At 59.4% G+C, this 20,485-nt stretch carries 16 protein-coding genes; 6 read left to right on the top strand and 10 right to left on the bottom strand.

Annotated elements, in window-relative coordinates; genetic code table 11:
* Positions 1-5 precede the first annotated feature (5 nt).
* Positions 6-593 carry a TetR/AcrR family transcriptional regulator gene (locus tag FFI16_RS08355; protein WP_138814876.1) on the top strand — a complete coding sequence of 196 codons (588 nt, stop codon included), beginning with the start codon at positions 6-8 and terminating at the stop codon, positions 591-593.
* On the opposite strand, the gene lepB is transcribed toward FFI16_RS08355, so the two are convergent.
* Entirely contained in the window at positions 594-1,262 is a 669-nt protein-coding gene (lepB, locus tag FFI16_RS08350; protein ID WP_138814875.1) for a signal peptidase I, read from the bottom strand.
* 149 nt (positions 1,263-1,411) lie between these two features.
* On the opposite strand from lepB, the gene FFI16_RS08345 reads away from it, so the two are divergent.
* The 3 genes from FFI16_RS08345 to FFI16_RS08335 all read left to right on the top strand — a co-directional run bounded on the left by FFI16_RS08345 (position 1,412) and on the right by FFI16_RS08335 (position 3,405).
* Positions 1,412-1,963 carry a dihydrofolate reductase family protein gene (locus tag FFI16_RS08345; protein WP_138814874.1) on the top strand — a complete coding sequence of 184 codons (552 nt, stop codon included), beginning with the start codon at positions 1,412-1,414 and terminating at the stop codon, positions 1,961-1,963.
* 18 nt (positions 1,964-1,981) lie between these two features.
* Complete coding sequence (locus tag FFI16_RS08340) at positions 1,982-2,668, top strand: peptidase E (RefSeq protein WP_138814873.1); 687 nt, start codon at positions 1,982-1,984, stop codon at positions 2,666-2,668.
* Between the two features lie 401 nt (positions 2,669-3,069).
* Positions 3,070-3,405, top strand: coding sequence for a DUF6124 family protein (locus FFI16_RS08335; RefSeq protein WP_138814872.1), 336 nt, complete (start codon positions 3,070-3,072; stop codon positions 3,403-3,405).
* Positions 3,406-3,905: 500 nt separating this feature from the next.
* On the opposite strand, the gene FFI16_RS08330 is transcribed toward FFI16_RS08335, so the two are convergent.
* From FFI16_RS08330 to FFI16_RS08320, 3 genes are all read right to left on the bottom strand, one after another.
* A complete protein-coding gene (locus FFI16_RS08330) occupies positions 3,906-4,826 on the bottom strand; it encodes a hypothetical protein (protein WP_256666239.1) in 921 nt (306 codons plus the stop codon).
* A 559-nt stretch (positions 4,827-5,385) separates the two neighbouring features.
* Positions 5,386-6,774 (bottom strand): cysteine--tRNA ligase, encoded by a 1,389-nt coding sequence (cysS, locus tag FFI16_RS08325; RefSeq protein WP_032889792.1) that lies wholly within the window; start codon positions 6,772-6,774, stop codon positions 5,386-5,388.
* A 21-nt stretch (positions 6,775-6,795) separates the two neighbouring features.
* A complete protein-coding gene (locus tag FFI16_RS08320) occupies positions 6,796-8,496 on the bottom strand; it encodes a glutamine--tRNA ligase/YqeY domain fusion protein (RefSeq protein ID WP_026013499.1) in 1,701 nt (566 codons plus the stop codon).
* 249 nt (positions 8,497-8,745) lie between these two features.
* Here FFI16_RS08320 and FFI16_RS08315 point away from each other — a divergent pair, with 249 nt between their 5' ends.
* Positions 8,746-9,249: a peptidylprolyl isomerase gene (locus FFI16_RS08315; protein WP_095016761.1), complete on the top strand. Its 504-nt coding sequence runs from the start codon at positions 8,746-8,748 to the stop codon at positions 9,247-9,249.
* Entirely contained in the window at positions 9,246-9,995 is a 750-nt protein-coding gene (lpxH, locus tag FFI16_RS08310; RefSeq protein ID WP_138814870.1) for a UDP-2,3-diacylglucosamine diphosphatase, read from the top strand. Before FFI16_RS08315 ends, lpxH begins: the two co-directional genes overlap by 4 nt.
* Before the next feature lie 154 nt (positions 9,996-10,149).
* Here the strand turns inward: lpxH and FFI16_RS08305 are convergent, their stop codons facing one another.
* The 6 genes from FFI16_RS08305 to FFI16_RS08280 all read right to left on the bottom strand — a co-directional run bounded on the left by FFI16_RS08305 (position 10,150) and on the right by FFI16_RS08280 (position 20,473).
* The gene (locus tag FFI16_RS08305; protein ID WP_056858494.1) at positions 10,150-11,685 is read right to left on the bottom strand and encodes a DHA2 family efflux MFS transporter permease subunit; all 1,536 of its coding nucleotides are present in this window, start codon (positions 11,683-11,685) and stop codon (positions 10,150-10,152) included.
* Positions 11,685-12,881, bottom strand: a complete 1,197-nt coding sequence (locus FFI16_RS08300) for an efflux RND transporter periplasmic adaptor subunit (RefSeq protein ID WP_138814869.1) — start codon at positions 12,879-12,881, stop codon at positions 11,685-11,687. The genes FFI16_RS08305 and FFI16_RS08300 overlap by 1 nt, the downstream gene beginning before the upstream one ends.
* A gap of 15 nt (positions 12,882-12,896) precedes the next feature.
* Positions 12,897-14,354 carry an efflux transporter outer membrane subunit gene (locus FFI16_RS08295; RefSeq protein WP_138814868.1) on the bottom strand — a complete coding sequence of 486 codons (1,458 nt, stop codon included), beginning with the start codon at positions 14,352-14,354 and terminating at the stop codon, positions 12,897-12,899.
* Complete coding sequence (locus tag FFI16_RS08290; RefSeq protein ID WP_058421761.1) at positions 14,351-14,824, bottom strand: MarR family winged helix-turn-helix transcriptional regulator; 474 nt, start codon at positions 14,822-14,824, stop codon at positions 14,351-14,353. The genes FFI16_RS08295 and FFI16_RS08290 overlap by 4 nt, the downstream gene beginning before the upstream one ends.
* Before the next feature lie 238 nt (positions 14,825-15,062).
* Positions 15,063-18,746, bottom strand: a complete 3,684-nt coding sequence (locus FFI16_RS08285; protein WP_178112651.1) for a translocation/assembly module TamB domain-containing protein — start codon at positions 18,744-18,746, stop codon at positions 15,063-15,065.
* Positions 18,746-20,473, bottom strand: coding sequence for an autotransporter assembly complex family protein (locus tag FFI16_RS08280; RefSeq protein ID WP_138814866.1), 1,728 nt, complete (start codon positions 20,471-20,473; stop codon positions 18,746-18,748). Before FFI16_RS08280 ends, FFI16_RS08285 begins: the two co-directional genes overlap by 1 nt.
* Positions 20,474-20,485: the final 12 nt, after the last annotated feature.

Below are 20,485 nucleotides of genomic sequence, written 5' to 3'. Positions count from 1 at the left end.
ACCCCATGGCAAGACCCCGAGCCTTCGACCGCGACCAGGTGCTGCAACACGCCATCCGCGTATTTTGCGACAAGGGTTTTGCCGCCGCCTCAACCGAGGAACTGATGCAGGCCATGGGGCTCAGCCGCCAGAGCATGTACAACACCTTTGGCGACAAACGCCAGTTGTACCTGCAGGCCATGGCCGAGTATCAGCGCACGGGCGTCGACGACCTGATCGAGCGCCTGGGCCAAGGCCCGACACCGCTGCAAAGCCTGCACGACACCCTGAACTCCTTCGCCACCCGCGCGCTTCGCGAAGGCACTGCTGGGTGCATGGGCGTCAATGCGATCTGCGAATTCGGCCAGGAGGATGAGCAAATCAACCAGCTCACTGCCCACAGCGCCGAGCGTTTGCGCCGTGCATTCGAACAAACCTTGGGACGCGCGCAGGAACAGGGCGAACTTGCGCCGGGCACCGATCTGCCGGGCGCCTGCGATTTCCTGATGGCCACCCTCAGCGGCATGAAGATCGCCGGCAAGGGCGGCGCTACCGTCGAGCAATTGGCCAACATCGCGGGGTTCGCAATTCGCGCAGTGGGCGCCAAGGGGTAATTACAGAATCGGCGCGCCGAACCGGTTCAAGCGCGGCATCCAATGGTCGAGTATCTCAGCTGACGTCAGCACATGATGCGCGTGCCCGATCAGCAAGCGGCGTGGCACAAAGCCGATGTAGCGCGAATCATCGCTGTTATCGCGGTTGTCGCCGAGCATGAAATAACTGTCGGCCGGCACAGTGACCGGGCCGAAATTTCGCAATGCCCGAACCGTGGGCATGAACTGAATGCTGCGCTGACTGTTGCTGGCATGCTCGATCAGCTTGATACCCGGTACGCTTTGGCCTGGTACGATCGGTTCGCTGATGTCCTGGCCATCACTGTAGGTGGCGGGTGTGCCGTTAACCCACAGCACCTCATCTTTCATTTCCAGGGTATCGCCGGGAATGCCGACGATGCGTTTGATTAAACGCATGCCGTCCTTGGGTGACGAGAAAGTCACCACATCGCCGCGTTTAGGGTCATCCAGCTTGGCCAGGGATATATCCGTAAGCGGCAACTTGAGGTCATACGCCACGCGGTTGACCAGTACCACATCGCCTTCAAGCAACGTCGGGCGCATCGACCCGGACGGGATGGGGTTCCAGTCGGCCAGCGAGGTGCGGAACACCCCGAAGCACAGCCAGAAAAGGATGACGTAACGGTAGCGGCTCAACCAACTTCGCATACAGCCTCGCACTAAAAAAGCGGCGCAGACAGCCGCCGGAAAACCCAAGGTAACATTTGGCAATACTCGCTTATTACACCCGTGGATTAAATTAACATTAGCGTTACAGCCCGCAATCGAAGGCCTAAAAAAAAGGAGAGTCACCCCCCATGGAAATCAAATGCTCGGTCTTTATCGCAGCCAGCGTCGACGGATTTATTGCCCGGGCAGACGGCGATATCGAATGGCTGCACCGGCCCGAATACGAAGCCGCCGAACTGAACGGCGTAACCTATGAAAGCTTCATTGCCACCGTTGATACGTTGGTGATGGGTCGCAAAACCCTGGAAAAAGTCTTGTCGTTTCCCGAGTGGCCGTATGAGGGTACGCCGGTCATCGCGCTGTCTCATACAGCGTTTGAGCTGCCTGCCCACTTGCACGGCAAGGTTGAGGTGATGGCCGTAGACCCGACCACATTGGTCGCACAGCTGGCCGAGCGTGGCATGCAGCATCTTTACATCGATGGCGGCCAAACGATCCAGGCGTTTCTTGAGGCGGGCTTGATTAACGAGGTCATCATCAGCCGCATTCCGGTTTTGCTCGGGCAGGGAATATCGTTGTTCAGTCAGATCGGCAGCGAGCATGAACTGCAGCATATCGATACATGTGTATCGGATAACGGCTTTGTGCAGAGTCGGTATCAAGTGACTCAGTCGGCCTAAGACGGGACAGAGGTCAGGATGAATAAAAATATCATTGTTATAGGCGGAGAGTCGGCTGATGAGAGAGCGCGCATGACGCGTATCGACCAGCACATTGTCGCCTCGTCGGGCAAGACATGCCCGAATGTTCTCTATATCTCCACAGCCAATGGCGATGACCGAATTAAAATCTCTGACTTCATCGCAAAATATGAAAGCGCCGGTTGCACCGTCACCACACTGACGTTTTTCATCGACCCCTTCCCCAGCACAGATCAGATCTCTTCGCTGATTGAGCAGGCCGACATCATTTATGTGCCCGGCGGAAATACGCGAGCCATGCTGGCTACGTGGCGCGAATTTGGCGTTATCGCACTTCTGAAAGAGGCATGGGAAAAAGGCACAGTGCTCTGTGGTGTGAGTGCCGGAGCCATTTGCTGGTTTGATTATGGCCACTCGGATTCAGGGGGTGCCTTTGCACTGGTCGAAGGTCTCGGCTTACTTCCCGGAGCCCTGTGTCCGCATTTCAGCTCAGAGGCAGGAAGGGAAACATCGTTTATCGAGCTTGTGCAGCGTCAGGGTATACAGCCTGCCTACGCGGTAGATGATGGCGTTGCTGTGCATTTCAAAAATGACCGATACCACCGGTTGATCCGCAGCGAAGCGCAGAGTTGCGCTTATGAGGTCAGTGACTCAGCGCCGCATCTGACTTCGCTACCGGAGTAGCGCCAATTAGGGAGCTGGACTCAGTAAAATTGTGAGAGCTTGCCTGCTCGCTCCCATCTTTGGATTGGGGACGCCACCATTCCGGCAATGTGCGTGCACCCGCTATCAAAGAAATTTCCGACAGCTTTTTAGGGTTGCCCCTCGGAAGATGGCTGCCTAATCTTCCGGGGTCGCTGCAAATTCAGCGACCGGGTTTCGCAGCCCGGTTAAACTCTAGACGCACAGCGTCCACCTCAAGATAGCGGGCGCTTTTTTATGCCTGATGTTATGGCGGCTGTGCGCGGGATACCTTCGGGTATGCCGGGTGCCTAGAGTCCCGGTCTGCGAACCTGCGTACAGCTGCCACCCAGATATCGTTTCGCAGCGATGGGTGGCGACTCCAATACTCTAGGAGCTTCGTCATGATTAAAGACAGTCCAAACCCGCCGTCGGATTCAACTGCGTTTCACGCTGCTGCTCATCGAGCAATTAACCATTATCTGAATCCTTCCGAGAAACCAGAGCCGTCATCTGAGCGCCATGGTGTGTTTACCGTGCGCGAAGGATTAGACGTCGAGACGCTGCTGGTGAACGCGTCGGAGGATCTTGCGTCAGTTCAAGCGCTGGCAAGCCATTTGGCGTTTGAGGTAGACGGCAATCCGCGCAGCGTGGTGCTTGGAATTTGCCGGATGCTGGAGGGAATCCAGTTGATGGTGGAAAAAACACTAAACCTCAATTCCAGTCCAACCCAGGGATAAATTCAACAACAGCGGGCATGCAGAGCGGACACGGTAAAAAGTGGGAGCGGGCTTGCTCGCGAAGACGGAGTGTCAGTTGATACATCTTTAACTGATCCACCGCATTCGCGAGCAAGCCCGCTCCCACACTGATTGAGTAGGCCGCTGAAATAACACCCTGCAAAAAAACGCCCCGAACCAGTCGGGGCGTTTTTCATCACGCACAAGACAGAATAATCCTACATCCCGCTCACACGACAAAAGACGAAACATCCGATATTTCCTAGCATCCCGTGACGCTCCGCGGCACCTTGCACAGGGCTTGAGGTGATGGCCGGCAGCGGGCGTGAATTACGGCATATCGGTACACGTATATCGGACAACGGCTTTGTTCAAAGTCGTTATCAGATCACCCGCAAGCCTTTAAACTCATGCGGTCACGCCCGGTTATAGAGCGCTCTCACGCAGCGTGCGTAGCGCGCTAAAATAGATCACGCCCTATAAGCATGCCCAATCACGCGTCAAACCAAAGCCAATGCGTTAGCGTGAATGTTAGTCGGCGGGCTCCCGCCTTGCCTACCCCACACGTCCTCTCGCCCATTGATCACTGCAAGCGCATGGCCCACCGATTGACCATTAATCGGAACGGCGTGAGTCACCAGACCCAACTGCCCACGCGCCAAGTTTTCAACACTGGTTACGCGAGTGTGAGCGCCAAGGCCAAGGCGAACCAACCCATTGACATTTTGACCATAAGGCTCACCCGCATTGATGCGGAATAACGCACGCTCGAAACCTCCCGCATAACCGTCTTTGCTCTCTACTTGCTTGCGTTTAGCACTCACGGCATACAAAAAATTAGCATGTGCCACCATCGCCGGATTATCACCACTAAATTCAGATCTGTAGGTTGCCTGCGCCAGTTCATTCTTGGAAAGGTGGTACGAGCGGCCATCCCGCATCTGTATGTCCCAGCCATTACCCGATGCAATGACCTGCCTGAAAATATCGGTGGGCTTCTGGCCAAACTTCATCATTGCGGCCTTTATTGATGCAACCGTGGCACAATTGCTTTTATTTGGTCCCTGCTTGAAACCACTCCAGATATTGCCGGGCTCATTACCCACACCAGGTTTTCGACCAGGATTGCTCCTGTCGGTGTAGAAGTCATCATGGCTCGCCCTCTGAATCGGCACGTTATGACTTACATGCTCTGTATGACGAAGTACAGGTCTGTTGAGTACAAGGCGATGATGGCTATTATTATTCGGTGGCCTGGAATTAGGCGGATTACCCGCATCCGGGAACAGTTGCTGCATAGACTGACCAACAGCAGCCTTGGCCTCTACGTAGTGGTCAATGGTCTGGATCAGCTTGTTAAGATTGTTCTTGAAGGCGACGTCACCCGTCCTTTCCCGGATCAGCTTCAACCGGTCAATCAAACTCGAGGCCGTTTGGACCTTGTGCCCTGACGCCGCTCCTAGCCACTCGTGGACCTGTTGTCTTACCGCAGCAACATCAGCCGCAGAGGCAGTAGTTACTGAATTCGGTAGCACGCCGTTCTGAGCATAAAGGCCGCTCCCACCCACTGGCCCTGTCACCCCTGGATTCCACATCTACCACTCTCCCGACTAATGGATTGAAAAGCCCATAAGGCTGCAACCTTTCATTGGTTAGTCGGACACCGAAAGTTCCATATTTTAAGTAAGCTTGCTGCCCCGCCATCACCCACTTTTTTCCGGCAATTGGAGCAGGCGCTGGCTCGTTTCCAGCCCAACCCAGGGACAAATCCAACAACAGCGGGTATGCAGAGCGGGCACGGTAAAATGTGGGAGCGGGCTTGCTCGCGAAGACGGAGTGTCAGTTGATACATCTTTAACTGATCCACCGCATTCGCGAGCAAGCCCGCTCCCACATTTGGATTGAGTAGGCCGCTGAAATAGCACCCCGCAAAAAAACGCCCCGAACCAGTCGGGGCGTTTTTCATTCAGGGTTTACCGATCAAGCCTGATCAGCCAACCGCCACGTCGTGCCGCCCTTGCCGTCTTCCAACACCACACCCATCGCGGTCAGTTGGTCACGGATACGGTCGGACTCCGCCCAGTCTTTACCAGCACGGGCAGCCAGACGCGCTTGAATCAACGCATCAACTTCAGCCGCGTCCACACGCCCTTCGGCGCCGGCTTGCAGGAAGTCATCAGCTTCCATCTGCAGCACGCCGAGCACGCTGGCCAGCTCTTTCAGGCGCGCAGCAAGACCAGCCGCTGCATCAAGATCGCTCTCACGCAGGCGGTTGATCTCGCGCACCATCTCGAACAGCACTGCGCAAGCTTCCGGCGTGCCGAAGTCGTCGTTCATCACTTCGGTAAAGCGTGCCACGAACGCTTCGCCGCCGGCAGGCGCCACGGCTGGCAGGCCTTTCAACGCATGGTAGAAACGTTCCAGGGCGCCTTTGGCGTCCTTGAGGTTGTCTTCCGAATAGTTGATGGCGCTGCGGTAGTGGCTCGACACCAGCAGGTAACGCACCACTTCCGGGTGATACTTTTCCAGCACGTCGCGGATGGTGAAGAAGTTGTTCAAGGACTTGGACATCTTCTCGCCATTGATGCGGATCATGCCGCAATGCATCCAGGCGTTGGCGTAGGTTTTGCCGGTGGCGGCTTCGCTTTGGGCAATTTCGTTTTCGTGGTGCGGGAACTCAAGGTCGCTGCCGCCGCCATGAATGTCGAAGGTCTCGCCCAGGCAGCAGGTGGACATCACCGAGCATTCGATGTGCCAGCCCGGACGGCCCGCGCCCCACGGCGATTCCCAGCTCGGCTCGCCGGGCTTGGTGCCTTTCCACAGCACAAAATCCAGCGGGTCTTGCTTGGCTTCGTCGACTTCGATACGTGCGCCGATGCGCAGGTCTTCGATTTTCTTGCGCGACAACTTGCCATAGCCCATGAACTTGGCGACACGGTAGTACACGTCGCCATTGCCTGGGGCGTAGGCGTAACCCTTGTCGATGAGGGTCTGGATCATCGCGTGCATACCTGGAATATGGTCCGTGGCACGCGGTTCCATATCCGGTTTGAGGATGTTGAGGCGCGCCTCATCCTCGTGCATCGCAGCGATCATGCGCTCGGTCAGCGCGTCGAACGACTCGCCGTTTTCGTTGGCGCGGTTGATGATCTTGTCGTCGATGTCGGTAATGTTGCGCACATAGGTCAAGTCATAGCCGCTGAAACGCAACCAGCGGGTCACCAGGTCGAAGGCAACCATGCTGCGGCCGTGGCCGATGTGGCAGTAGTCGTACACGGTCATGCCGCACACGTACATGCGCACCTTGTTGCCATCCAGCGGCTTGAAGACTTCTTTGGTCTTGCTGAGTGTGTTGTAGATCGTTAGCACGACATTTCCCTTAAGACAGAATCACTGGCCCCACGAATCACGCAAGGTCACGGTACGGTTGAAGACCGGATGACCAGGTTTGGAGTCCTTGATATCCGCGCAGAAGTAACCTTCGCGCTCGAACTGGAAACGGTCTTCCGGCTGTGCGTCGCCAAGCGATGGCTCGGCACGACAACCCGTGAGAACTTGCAGGGAATCAGGGTTGATGTTGTCCAGGAAACTGGCGCTGTCTTCAGCCTTCTCAGGGTTCGGCGAACGGAACAGACGATCGTACAGGCGCACTTCGCACTCGATGCTGGCGGCGGCCGGCACCCAGTGCACTACACCTTTGACCTTGCGGCCTTCAGGGTTCTTGCCCAGGGTTTCCGGGTCGTAGGAGCAACGCAGTTCGACGATGTTGCCATCGGCGTCCTTGATCGCTTCATCAGCACGGATCACGTAGCTGCCACGCAGGCGCACTTCGCCGTTCGGCTCCAGGCGCTTGTAGCCTTTTGGCGGTTCTTCCATGAAGTCATCACGGTCGATGTAGATTTCACGCGCGAACGGCAGCTTGCGCACGCCGAGCTCTTCTTTTTGCGGGTGACGTGGCAGTTCGAGGTGATCGACCTTGTCTTCCGGGTAGTTGGTGATCACGACTTTCAACGGACGCAATACGCACATGGCGCGCGGCGCGTTGGCGTCCAGATCCTGACGGATGCTGAATTCGAGCATGCCGTAATCGACCACACCGTCGGAGCGGTTGGTGCCGACCATGTCGCAGAAGCTGCGGATCGATGCCGGGGTGTAGCCGCGACGGCGGAAGCCCGACAGGGTGGACATGCGCGGGTCATCCCAGCCATGCACGTGCTTTTCGTCCACCAGTTGCTTGAGCTTGCGCTTGCTGGTGATGGTGTAGTTCAGGTTCAGACGGCTGAATTCGTACTGACGCGGGTGCGCCGGTACTGGCAGGCTGTCGAGGAACCATTCATACAGCGGGCGATGGCTCTCGAACTCCAGGGTGCAGATGGAGTGGGTGATGCCTTCGATGGCGTCCGACTGACCGTGGGTGAAGTCGTAGTTCGGGTAGATGCACCACTTGTCACCGGTCTGGTGGTGATGGGCGTGGCGGATGCGGTACATGATCGGGTCGCGCAGGTTCATGTTCGGCGAGGCCATGTCGATCTTGGCGCGCAGCACACGGGCGCCGTCCGGGAATTCACCGGCGCGCATACGGTTGAACCAGTCGAGGTTCTCTTCTACCGAACGGTCGCGGAACGGGCTGTTCTTGCCCGGCTCGGTCAGGGTGCCACGGTATTCCTTGGCCTGCTCCGGGGTCAGGTCGTCGACATAAGCCTTGCCGGCCTTGATCAGCTCGACGGCCCAGTCGAACAACTGGTCGAAATACTTGGACGCATAGCGCACTTCACCGGACCATTCGAAGCCCAGCCACTTGATGTCGCTTTCGATGGCGTCGATGTATTCCTGGTCTTCCTTGGCCGGGTTGGTGTCGTCGAAACGCAGGTGCGTGACGCCACCGAACTCCTGGGCCAGGCCGAAGTTCACACAGATCGACTTGGCGTGACCGATGTGCAGGTAGCCGTTGGGCTCTGGCGGGAAGCGGGTGACGATCTGCGTGTGCTTGCCCGAATCCAGGTCCGCCTGGATGATCGGGCGCAGGAAATTGACCGGGACGGCAGGTCCGGCCTTGGAATTCGAGGTAGGGTCGACAGTGGGCTTGCTCATAGGATCCTTGAACAGACAGGTTCGTGGCCGGTTGGGGCCAGATAAAACAAAGGGCTTATCATAGCCGAAGCTGTCAAGCCGCTGACAGAGTGCGGCCAAAAACTGCTGCATTTAATGCACCGGCGGTAAAAAACCACCTCGAAATTCCTGCCGGGCACGCTAAACTGCCCGCCTTGGCACACATTTAGCCAAACCGGTAGCGGCGCCTTGGCGTCCAAACCCACGAATTCCCTGAAAAGAGTAGTGAACATGACTCAAGTCAAACTGACCACCAACCACGGTGACATCGTCATCGAGCTGAACGCCGAGAAAGCGCCGATCACCGTCGCCAACTTCATCGAGTACGTGAACGCCGGCCACTACGAAAACACCGTTTTCCACCGTGTCATCGGTAACTTCATGGTCCAGGGCGGCGGTTTCGAGCCGGGCATGAAAGAAAAGAAAGACAAGCGCCCAAGCATCCAGAACGAAGCGGACAACGGCCTTTCCAACGACAAGTACACCGTCGCCATGGCCCGTACCATGGAGCCGCATTCGGCCTCCGCGCAGTTTTTCATCAACGTGGCCGACAACACCTTCCTGAACCACAGCGGCAAGAACGTGCAGGGTTGGGGCTACGCAGTATTCGGTAAAGTCACCGAAGGCCAGGACGTCGTTGACAAGATCAAAGGTGTGCAAACCACCGGCAAGGCAGGTCACCAGGACGTTCCGGTAGAAGACGTAATCGTCGAGAAAGCCGAGATCGTTGGGTGATATTACTGATTTCAGATTTGCATCTGGAAGAGGAGCGCCCGGACATCACCCGGGCGTTTCTGGATCTGCTCCACGGCCGCGCCCGTGGCGTCCAGGCGTTGTACATTCTGGGGGACTTTTTTGAAGCCTGGCTTGGCGACGATGGGATGACACCCTTCCAACGTTCGATTTGCGCAGCATTGCGTGAGCTGAGCGGCAGCGGCACCCCGATTTTTATCATGCACGGCAACCGTGATTTCCTGATCGGCAAGGCGTTCTGCAAAGCCGCAGGCGCTACCTTGCTCAAGGACCCGAGTGTCGTGCAGTTTTACGGCGAGCCCGTGCTGTTGATGCACGGCGACAGCCTTTGCACCCGCGACGTCGGCTACATGAAGCTGCGGCGCATCCTGCGTAACCCGATTGTTTTGTTCATTCTGCGGCACCTGCCCTTGCGCACCCGCCACAAGCTGGCGCGCAAGCTGCGCAGCGAGAGCCGCGCGCAAACGCGCATGAAGGCCAACGACATTGTGGATGTGACGCCCGAGGAAGTCCCACGAGTGATGCAGCAGTTCGGCGTGCGCACCCTGGTCCACGGCCATACGCACCGCCCCGCCATTCATAAGTTGCAGATTGGTGACCAGGCGGCCAAGCGCATTGTGCTGGGGGATTGGGACAAGCAAGGTTGGGCTTTGCAGGTGGATGAGCAAGGGTTTGCGCTGGCGGCGTTTGACTTTGTGAACCCGCAGTTGGCGTTGCCCGGCGCATAACTATCAAACACCGCCGCTCCAATGTGAACCGAGATCCAAATGTGGGAGCGGGCTTGCTCGCGAAAGCGGTCGTTCAGTCGATACCTTAGTTGACTGACACGTCGCCTTCGCGAGCAAGCCCGCTCCCACATTTTTGACCGAGTACAACTTCGGATCAGTGCCCCGAAGCCTCCGGCCCGGCCTTCGCGCCAAACGGCGGTTTGGCCAACCACACCAGCAACATCAAGCCCATGAACATCCACCCCAGCAACGTGAAGTAATCCACGGTGGACATCATGTACGCCTGGCTGGTGAGGATCTGGTCCAGCTGCGCATAGGCCTTGTGCCCTGCCCCGCCGAGCGCCTGCAAGGCATCACGGGTGGCCGAGTCGTAGGTGGTCATGTTCTCGCTCATGTACGCGTGGTGCTGGTCGGCGCGGCGAATCCAGATCCAGGTGGTCAGCGACGCCGCAAAGCTGCCGCCCAAGGTCCGCAGGAAGGTCGCAAGACCCGCACCGTCGGCGATTTGCGCCGGCGGCAAGTCGGACATCAGGATGCTCAAGGTCGGCATGAAGAACAACGCCACGCCGATCCCCATGAACAACTGCACCAAAGCGATGTGGGTGAAATCCACCTCGTTGGTAAAACCTGCGCGCATAAAGCAGCTCAAACCAATCGCCAGGAACGCCAGGCCCGCCAACAGGCGCAGGTCGAACTTGTGCGCATATTTGCCCACAAAGGGCGACATCAGCACCGGCAAAATACCGATCGGAGCGACCGCCAGACCGGCCCAGGTGGCGGTGTAGCCCATCTGGGTTTGCAGCCATTGCGGCAGGATCAGGTTGATGCCGAAGAAGCCCGCGTAACCCAAAATCAACACGATGGTGCCGATGCGGAAGTTGCGGTAGGCAAACAGCCGCAGGTTGACCACCGGGTGCTTGTCGGTCAGCTCCCAAATGATGAACACCGCCAGGGCAACCACCGAAATCGCCGCACCGATGATGATGAAGTTGGACTCGAACCAATCCAGGTCGTTGCCCTTGTCGAGGATGATCTGCAAGGCGCCGACGCCGACGATCAAGCTCAACAAGCCGACGTAATCCATCGGTTGGTAACTGGTGACCACCGGGCGTTTCTTCAATTGCGAACGCACCACCATCACCGCAAAAATGCCGATGGGCACGTTGATAAAGAAGATCCAAGGCCAGCTGTAGCTGTCGGTAATCCAGCCACCGAGGATGGGGCCGGCAATCGGCGCCACCACCGTGACCATCGCCAGTAACGCCAGGGCCATGCCGCGCCTGGCCGGTGGGTAAACCGCGATCAGCAACGTCTGCGTCATCGGGTACAACGGCCCGGCGACCAGGCCTTGCAGCACCCGAAAGCCAATCAGCTCGGGCATCGAAGTGGAGATACCACAGAGGAACGACGCCAGCACAAACAGAATGGTCGCCCACAAAAACAGCTTCACCTCGCCAAAGCGGCGGCTCAGCCAGCCGGTGAGCGGCAAGGCAATCGCGTTGCTCACCGCAAACGAGGTGATCACCCAGGTGCCCTGCTCCGAACTCACGCCCAGGTTGCCGGAAATGGTCGGCAACGCCACGTTGGCGATGGTGGTGTCGAGCACCTGCATAAAAGTCGCCAGCGACAGGCCAATCGTGGCCATCAGCAAGCTGGGCGGCGTAAAGGACGCGGGGGCATTAGCGCTCATCAGCGTTGCACAGCCTTGGGTGCGGCGAGGCTGTTGTCATGGATCAGCTGCGTGATCATGGCATCGGCTTCGGCCAGTTGGCGGTCATACACGTTGGTGGTGAACGAGGCCTTTTGCGGTGCCTGTTGCGCCAGCACCGGGCCGCTCTGGTCGTGCAGGTTGACGTTGACCACAGTGCTCAAGCCCACGCGCAGCGGGTTCTTGGCCAACTCATCGGCATTGATATGGATACGCACCGGTACGCGTTGCACGATCTTGATCCAGTTACCGGTAGCGTTCTGCGCAGGCAGCAGGGCAAAGGCACTGCCGGTGCCGGCGCCGAGGCTGTCGACGGTGCCAGTGAATTTCACGTCACTGCCGTAGATGTCCGCTTCGATGTCCACCGGCTGGCCAATGCGCATATCGCGCAGCTGGGTTTCCTTGAAGTTGGCGTCGATCCACAACTGGTCCAGCGGGATCACCGCCATCAACGCGGTGCCGGGCTGCACGCGTTGGCCCAGTTGCACGGTGCGCTTGGCCACATAGCCGGTGACCGGTGCGATCAAGGTGCTGCGCGCGTTGGTCAGGTAGGCCTGACGCAACTGGGCGGCGGCGGCTTGCACGTCCGGGTGAGACGAAATCACGGTGTCGTCCACCAGGGCATTGGTGGTTTTCAGTTGCTGCTCAAGGTTGGTCAGGGCATTTTTGGCGGCGGTCAGGCTGTCACGCGCATGGGACAGTTCTTCCTGGGAGATCGCACCGCCCTGGGCCAGGGTCTTACGCCGGTTGAAGTTGTCCTGGGCGGTTTGCACGTCAGCTTTCTGTGCGTTGACCTGGGCTTTCATGCCGTCGACATTGCTGTACAGACCGCGTACCTGGCGCACGGTGCGCGCCAGGTTGGCCTGGGCGCTTTGCAGGCCGACGGCGGCGTCATTCGGGTCGAAGTTGATCAGCACCTGGCCCTCATGGACCAGGTCGCCGTCGTCGGCGCCGATGCTGACCACAGTGCCGGTGACCAGCGGGGTAATTTCCACCACGTTGCCGTTCACATAGGCGTCGTCGGTGCTTTCATTGAAGCGCCCGTAGAACTCATACCAGCCCCACACGCCGACTACGCCAAGAATGACGATCAGCGCCAGGCCGATCAGCATGACTTTGCGTTTGCGCGGGTTGTTATCGGGTTTTTCACTTGCGTTGCTGTTTTCGGCAGTGGCCATGACAAATACCTCAAATTATTCCGTACGGGTGGCGGGGCTGGTCGTGGTCGCGGCCACGTTATCGGCGTTGAATCCGCCACCCAGGGCTTGCATCAATTGAATCGACAGATCAATCTGCGCGGCATTCAGGGTCGCCAGCTGGCGCTGGGCCTGCAGCAATTGCTGCTCGATGCTGAGCACATCCAGGTAGTTACCGATGCCGGAGCTGTAACGCTGCACGCCGGTGTCGTAAGACTGCTGGGCGATGTCCGCAGCGTGTTGCTGCGCCTGGATCTGCCGCCCGGTTTCGCGCAGTTGCATCAGGGTGTTGCCGATATCGCCCAAGGCTTGCACCAGGGTTTTGTTGTACTGGGCCACGGCCAGGTCGTAATCGGCGTCGCGGGCATCGAGGTCGGCACGCAAGCGACCACCATCGAAAATCGGCAACGAAATGGTCGGCGCAATGCTGAAGAAGCGGCTGGCCGAGCCAAACATCGCATCACCGAGCAACGACTCGGCCCCGGCGCTCGCGCTGAGGTTGAGGTTGGGGTAGAAGCGCGTTTTGCTCGCGGCCACGTTCTTGCTCGCGGCCTCGACACGCCAGCGTGCGGCGATCAGGTCCGGGCGACGGCCCAGCAGTTCGGCCGGCAAGACTGAAGGCACGGCGACGGCGCTGGGTTTCAGCACATTCGGGCGGCTCAGCTCGCCGCCACGGTCCGGGCCTTTGCCGAGCAATACGGCCAGGGCGATCTTGGCGCTTTGCAGCTGTTTTTCGGCATCGATCAGTTGCGACTGGGAGCTGGCTTCCAGGCTTTCGGTCTGCTGGTACTGGTACTCGCTGTCGATACCGGAGCTGAGGCGACGTTTGCTCAGGTCGAGCATCTGGCGGGTGCGCTTGAGGTCATCGCTGGCCAGGTCACGCACGATATGCGCCTGGCCCAAGTCGCTGTAAGCCTTGGCCACATTGGCCGCCAGGGTCAAGCGAGCAGCTTGCTGGTCGACTTCGGCGGCACGCGCCTGGCCCAACGCGGCTTCCCAGGCGGCGCGCTGGCCACCCCAGAGGTCGAAGTTGTAGTTGAAGCTGGCGCCGATGTTGCGCACGGTGGCATAGGCATCGCCCTGCCCGCGCGGGTCCTGGTCCTTGGCCAGGCGCGAACGGCTCACGCCGGCACTGGCATCCAGGGTGGGCATGCGTTCGGCGTCGGCGGCATAGGCGGCGGCTTCGGCCTGATGCGCACGCGCGCTGGCCACTTGCATATCGGGGCTGTTTTGCAGGGCTTCATGGATCAGGCCGTCGAGCTGTGGGTCGCCGAGGCTTTTCCACCAGTCTGCGGTCGGCCAGGCGGCCGTGGACAGGGTCACGCCGCTCAAGGATTTGCCGGTTTGCAAGGTGTTGGCGTCGAGACGTTGGCCCTGGGTGTCGAGGCCGCTGAAGTTGGCACAACCGGCCATGCTCATCGCCACCAGCACCAGGCTGAGTGCACGCGTTTTCATTGGTTACCTACCCGCTGGATGACGATGGCGTCACCGGCAGCTACCAGAATTTTCTTGAGGATTCTTTCCAGGGTTTCCAACTCACCAGGCTCCAGGGCCCCGGCCAGTTCATTCATCGACTGAGCGCCGATGTGCGGCAACATGTCGGCCAGGCGCTGGCCGTCTTCGGTGAGCACCAACTGCACTTGACGCCGGTCCTGTTCGGAACGCTTGCGCGCCAGCAGGCCCTTTTGCTCCAGACGGTCGAGCATGCGGGTCATGGAGCCGCTGTCCAGGGACAGGTTGCGGCACAGCTCCGCCGGGGTGTCGACGTCGAACTGGGCAATGATGATCAACACCTTGAACTGCGCGGCGGTGACGCCGTGGGGTTCCATATGGGTGTCGATAATGCGGTCCTTGAGCAGCGCCGCCCGGCCCAGCAACAGGCCGAGGTGGCAGTTGCGAAAGCTGTCAGGGGTGTAGTGGGTCATCGAAAGTCACCTTATTACTGCCTAGGCAGCGAATGTATGACAAGATGTTACTGCTTAGGCAGCGAATGTCAAATGGAATTATTAGCTTGCTTGGTAATTTGGCGACAGGTGGGCTTGAAACACAAACAACTGTGGGAGCTGGCTTGCCGGCGATCGCGGTGTATCAGCCCATAAACATTGACTGATGTATCGCAATCGCCGGCAAGCCAGCTCCCACAGGTTTTATCGAGTACGGGGGTTAGAAGTCCCGTTTGTAGAAGATATCCAGCGAACTGGCGACACCACTGGCCACTTCCAGGTACACCTTCTTGCTCAGCAAGTAACGCAAGGCAATGGTATTGGCCGGCTCAAACACCCCCACCCCATAGCGCAGGCTGAGTTTCTCGGTGATCTTGCCACTGGCCACCACCGCTGTTTTGTTACCGCTGCCTTGGGTATCAAGGTCGAAATCCTGAATCCCCAGCTTGTTGGCAATATCCGAAGTCACCCCCGCACTGCCCATCAAACCCAGGCCCAGAGCAGCCTCAGCCAGCATATTGTTGTCTTCGCCGGTGTTGTTACGCGAACGCCCCAGCACCAGATACGACAACGCATCCTCCTGAGGCATCGCAGGCTCAGAGAAGATCTGCGTGGTCGGTTGTTCCGCGCTGCCGCTCAAGCGAATACCGGCAGTCACCGTCCTGGAATCCTCAACGACCACTCGTGTCGCTTCGATATCCAGGAACGGCTGATCCAAGGGACCTGCAAACAACAGCCGCGCACGCCGCACATTGAGGCGCTGCCCGTAGGCACGGTAACGGCCGTCGTTGAGCCACAACTCACCACGGGTGTCCATGTTGTCGCCAATATGCACATGGCCCTGAACCTTGGCGGTCAGGCCGAAGCCGGCAAAGTTAAGCTGGTCTTCACCCACCTCGACGTCAATGTCCATGGCCATCGCCATCGGCGGCTTGCCCTGCTCGGTCTGGCTGCCGACGATCACCGTGTCATCCGAGACCTTGACCGTCGACGGCGGCAGTTCGCGCACAGTGATATCGCCGCGCGGGATGTGCACCTTGCCGGCAATCGCCAGCTTGTCGTCCTTGAGGCTGATCTTAAGGTCCGGCGCTACTTCCAACTTGGCATAGGGCTCAACCGTGACCGGCAATTTCGAACCTTGCAGGCTCAGGTCCACCGCGAGTGCCTGGCCCCAGCCGACATGGCCCTTGAGGCTGCCCTGCCCGTCTTTGCCGCTGCGCCAGCCACCGTTGAGCTGCACGCTTTCACCGGCGATCAGCGCCTGCACGTTCAAGCCCTCTAGGCTCATCGGCAGCTCCGGCCCGGAAATTTCACCGTCGACCAGGTTCACCGTGCCGTTGACCTGCGGCGCCAACAGCCCTCCCGAGATGCGGCCGTTACCGTTGAGCTTGCCATTGAGGGTTTCCACCATTGGCACAAAGGGTCGCGCCACGGCGAGGTCCAGGCCGGTGAGGCTGAACGTGCCAGTGATCGGCTTGTCCTTGGGCAACGGGTTGATCTGCGCCTGCAACAGCAATTCGCCGAGCTTGCCCCCGCGAAAATTCAGCTGCGTGTCGATGCGTTTGGGGTTCAGGGTGGTTTCCAGCTTCAAGGTGTCGTAGGGGAAATCCACCCACTGATGCTTGTCCTTCACGCGCAGCGTACCGCCGCTGGCATCCACCGCCACCACGCCTTTAGGGCCACTGCTGGGCAGATCGAGCTGCACGTCAGCGTTGAGCTTGCCCTGCCAGGCGAAATCCTTGGGCAAGAAGGCTGCCAGGCTGTCGATCGGGAATTGCTTGAGGTGGTAGCGCAGCTTGGGTTCAGGCATCAGGCGCTGGTCTTCACCGCATAGGCTGGCGCCGCCAGACACCCAGCAATGCGCGGCAAAGGTCAGCTTGCCGTCGGCCAGGCGTTCGATTTTGGCCGGGGCTTGCAGCCTCCAATCCTGGCCGCCGGCCTGCACATCACCACTGGCCAGGCGCCCACGCCAGTTGCCTTTGTCAAGGTTGCCATCCAAAGCCAGGGCGAGTTTGACCAGCGGCCCGGCCAGATCGAGTTGCACCTTCTGGCTCTTGATGTCGCCCTGGGCGCTGGCGGTCAGGGTGCCGACCTGGGTTTCACCGGCTTGAATGCCGTTGCCCTTGAGGTCGATCTTCGCGCGCTGGGCGTTGTCGAGGACAGCCTCGAGGGTGAGGCTTTGCAGTTTATTGTCCGCAAACGCCAGCTGTTGGCCCTTAAGCTCGAGCTTGCCTTGCGGCGCCTTCAGCGTACCGGCCACATCCACGCGGCCGTTGATCTGCCCACGCAACTGCGGCCACAGCTGGGCCAGTCGCGCCAGCTTGATGTCGATCTGCCCGGCCAGGCGTTGTTGCAAACTGCCACTGCCATTGATGCGGTTGTCGCCCAGGCGGATATCCAGGTTGGCCAGGGTCCACTGCGCGCCCGCGCCTTCGGCCTTGGCCGCCAGCACGGCGGTCTGGCCGCGCAAATGGCCCTTGAGGTCGAGGTCGGCATTCAGTTTAAGCTGCTCGTTTTTGAACTCGCCTTTACTGCGCAACGGCCCGGCCAAGGTGCCCGGCAATTCTGCCACCCAGTACGCCGGGTTGAGTGCCGACAAGTCCAGCGCAGTGTCCCAGGCGATGCCATCGGCAAATTGCAGGTTCAGGTGGCCTTCGGCCTTGCCTTGACCGGCGGTCAGTTTCAGCTCGGGCAAAAAGACTTGCTTGAGGTCACCGCTGAATGGCGTGACCAGATTGAATTTACCCGCTGGGCCGTCGAGGTCAGCTTTCAGATTGCCGAGGTAGTTGCCGTCTTTATAGGAGATTTCACCGTTGAACGTACGCAAGGCGACCTGCGGCTCGTCGATTAACGGATAGAGGCGATGCCAGGGGAAATCCAGCCAGTTGATTTTCGCGTCGGCACTGAAGCCTTGTTGCCAGTCCAGGTTGGCGCTGAGCTTGAGGCTTTGCTGTTCACCGGCAGTCAGGTCGAGGCCGGCGATCTGTGCGCCCCTGGCGTCGACCTTGCCCTGCAACAGCAAGGCCACCGGACCTTTTTCTGCGGGTAGTACGGCTCGGCCGAGCAATTGGTAGCCGTTGCTCAAGTCGCCCTTGGCAGTGAGGTCCAGTTGATTGAGCTGCAAGGTGTCGGGCAAATCGGCGCTGGGTTTGAAGCCATCCGCCGTGATGTGCAACTGCGCGGGCAGGTTCTCCACCAACGGTTGCAGCTCGCCGCTGAGCTTGGCGGGCAAGTAGCCGCTGCTGTCGGCATCGAGCTTGAGGGTCTTGAGCAGGTCGCCGTCAACCTTGAGCGCAACCGTCCACGGCGCGCCGCCGGGCGCATACGGCAGGCTCAGGTTACCGGTGGCGCTCAGCGGCCAGTCGCCGCTGGGTTGCAGCAGGCCGTTGAGGTCCAGCACCAGGTCATCGCGTTGCAGGTGCACCGAATCAATCTGCATACCGGCGGCCGTCCAGTGCGCCGCCAGTTGCAAGCCCTTGAGTTCTTCACTGCCGTTAAACAGCAGGCTGCCGACGCGAACGTCGCCCAATTGGATGGCAACCGGCAACTTGAGATCCGGCAATGTGATCGGGCCGCTACTCGGTTCAGTGCTCGGCGGAAATTGCAGGCTGACCTGTTCCACGTCCAGTTGGTTGATACACAGGGTCATGCGCAGCAGGCAGCCCGGAGACCAATCAAACTTCGGTGCAGTGAGTTCTACCCGACTCGCGTCCTGCTGCCATAGCAGATGGTCGGCGCTCCATTGGTCGCCCAGGCGCCCCTGGAAATTTTCCACGCTCAACCCCGGCACCTGGCTCAAGGCCCAACGGCTGCCTGCTTGAGTACCGAGCACCGTCCACAGCGCCAACAGCACCAGCATGAGGAGCGCCACAATGGCCAGCCCCGCTATTTTCAAACCACGCATCACAGCTCAGGCCCCATGGAAAAGTGCAAACGAATGCCGCCCGGATCTTCGAGGGCATGGGCCAGGTCAAGGCGAATCGGCCCCACTGGCGACACCCAGCGCACACCCACGCCCACACCGGTTTTCAGGCTGGGCATTTCCAGGGTGTTGAAGGAGTTGCCTTGGTCGATAAAGGTCGCGATGCGCCATTTTTCGGCGATGGAATATTGGTACTCGGCGCTCAAGGCCACCATGTAACGCCCGCCGATGGTTTTGCCTTGGTCGTTCTCGGGTGACAGCGTCTGGTACTCGTAGCCGCGCACGCTCTGGTCACCACCGGCAAAGAAGCGCAGTGACGGCGGCACCGACTTGTAACCGTTGGTGGCACTGCCGCCGAACTGCGCACGGCCAAGGAAACGGTGGTTGTCCCACAAGGTGGTCAGGCCCTTGATGGTGGCGGTGCCGTACAGCAAATTGGTGTCGGAGCCGAGCCCTTCCTTGGCGACCTTGGCGTCGAACATCAGGCGATAGCCATTGTGCGGGTCGATGCGGTTATCGCTGCGCAGGTAGGAATAGTTGATACCCGGCATCACCAGGTTGCTTAAGCCCGAGTCATTGCCCAGGCGATATTCTTCACGCTGGTATTTGAGCGAGATGACCCGCGTCCAGCCACTGGGTAATTTGCTGTGCCATTCCGGGCCGAGGGTGAGCAATTTACTCAGGGTGTCGGTGTTGGCGATTTCTTCATTCTGGTAACCGCCGGCGAAGCGCAGCTTGTCGGTGAGTGGCGGATCGAGGGGGATGTCGTACCACAGGCCGACGTTCTGGCGTGGCGCCGACAGTTCGGCCTCCCAGCCATAGCTGTGGCCTTGCGGGTTGACCCAATGGCGGGTCCAGTTGGCTTTGCCGCGCGGGCCGACGTCGGTCGAGTAACCGAGGCCCAGGCCCATGGTGCGTGGCTTGCGGGTGTCGAGCTGGACCGCCACCGGGATCACATCGTTGGTCGAGGCGGTTGGGCTGGCGTCCACGCGCACGCCTTCGAAGAAGCCGCTCGATTGCAGGTTTTGATTGAGTTCGGCGATCAGCTCTGAGTCATACGGCGTACCACTTTTGAACGGCACCATGCGTTGCAGCAGGTCTTCATCGAACGGCGTATCGCCGGTAAACCCGACTTTGCCCAAGGTGTAGCGCGGGCCGCTGTCGTAGATGAGTTCGATATCGGCGACGCCGGCTTGCGGGTCCACCAGCAGCTTCTGGCTGCTAAAGCGCCCATTGAAAAAACCATAGCGCGACGCCTGGTTCTGGATCAGACGCTTGGCGTCTTCGTAGTTGCCATGGTTAAGCACGGCGCCGGATTTAAGGTCGTCGCTGGCGGGCACGCGAAACGCCTTGAGGCTCGCGGCCTGGCCGTCGACCCGAATGGTCACGTTGCGCAAATGCACCGGCTCGCCGGGGTCGATGGTGAGGGTCAGGCGCGGGTTCTTGCCGCCCTTTACGTCACTGGAGATCCGCGGCTGATAGAAGCCCAGCGCCTGGGCCGCCTTGCGGGCCTGCTCCTCGGCGCCACGGCTGAACCGCAGCAAGGCTTCTTCATCACGATCGCCAACCCCGCCGATATAGCCTTCGATGTTGGCTTTCAACGCGTCGTTTGATGGCTTGATGCGCACGTCCAATTCGCTTTGCGCAAATACGCCGCAGCTTGTGAACAGCAGAATCAAGCCGCTGGTAAATCTTCCTGGGAGCTTCATAGGCGCGGATGC

The sequence above is a fragment of the Pseudomonas sp. KBS0710 genome (genome assembly GCF_005938045.2).
Lineage (GTDB): Bacteria > Pseudomonadota > Gammaproteobacteria > Pseudomonadales > Pseudomonadaceae > Aquipseudomonas.
This window is presented reverse-complemented; position numbering and strand designations above follow the sequence as displayed.

Bases quoted from the DNA above. Each gene is read 5' to 3' on its own strand.
- FFI16_RS08280 (WP_138814866.1), bottom strand. From the start codon at position 20,473: ATGAAGCTCCCAGGAAGATTTACCAGCGGCTTGATTCTGCTGTTCACA.
- FFI16_RS08340 (WP_138814873.1), top strand. From the start codon at position 1,982: ATGAATAAAAATATCATTGTTATAGGCGGAGAGTCGGCTGATGAGAGA.
- FFI16_RS08290 (WP_058421761.1), bottom strand. From the start codon at position 14,824: ATGACCCACTACACCCCTGACAGCTTTCGCAACTGCCACCTCGGCCTG.
- FFI16_RS08345 (WP_138814874.1), top strand. From the start codon at position 1,412: ATGGAAATCAAATGCTCGGTCTTTATCGCAGCCAGCGTCGACGGATTT.
- FFI16_RS08300 (WP_138814869.1), bottom strand. From the start codon at position 12,881: ATGGCCACTGCCGAAAACAGCAACGCAAGTGAAAAACCCGATAACAAC.
- FFI16_RS08285 (WP_178112651.1), bottom strand. From the start codon at position 18,746: ATGCGTGGTTTGAAAATAGCGGGGCTGGCCATTGTGGCGCTCCTCATG.
- FFI16_RS08320 (WP_026013499.1), bottom strand. From the start codon at position 8,496: ATGAGCAAGCCCACTGTCGACCCTACCTCGAATTCCAAGGCCGGACCT.
- lepB (WP_138814875.1), bottom strand. From the start codon at position 1,262: ATGCGAAGTTGGTTGAGCCGCTACCGTTACGTCATCCTTTTCTGGCTG.
- FFI16_RS08305 (WP_056858494.1), bottom strand. From the start codon at position 11,685: ATGAGCGCTAATGCCCCCGCGTCCTTTACGCCGCCCAGCTTGCTGATG.
- FFI16_RS08315 (WP_095016761.1), top strand. From the start codon at position 8,746: ATGACTCAAGTCAAACTGACCACCAACCACGGTGACATCGTCATCGAG.
- FFI16_RS08355 (WP_138814876.1), top strand. From the start codon at position 6: ATGGCAAGACCCCGAGCCTTCGACCGCGACCAGGTGCTGCAACACGCC.
- FFI16_RS08335 (WP_138814872.1), top strand. From the start codon at position 3,070: ATGATTAAAGACAGTCCAAACCCGCCGTCGGATTCAACTGCGTTTCAC.
- FFI16_RS08295 (WP_138814868.1), bottom strand. From the start codon at position 14,354: ATGAAAACGCGTGCACTCAGCCTGGTGCTGGTGGCGATGAGCATGGCC.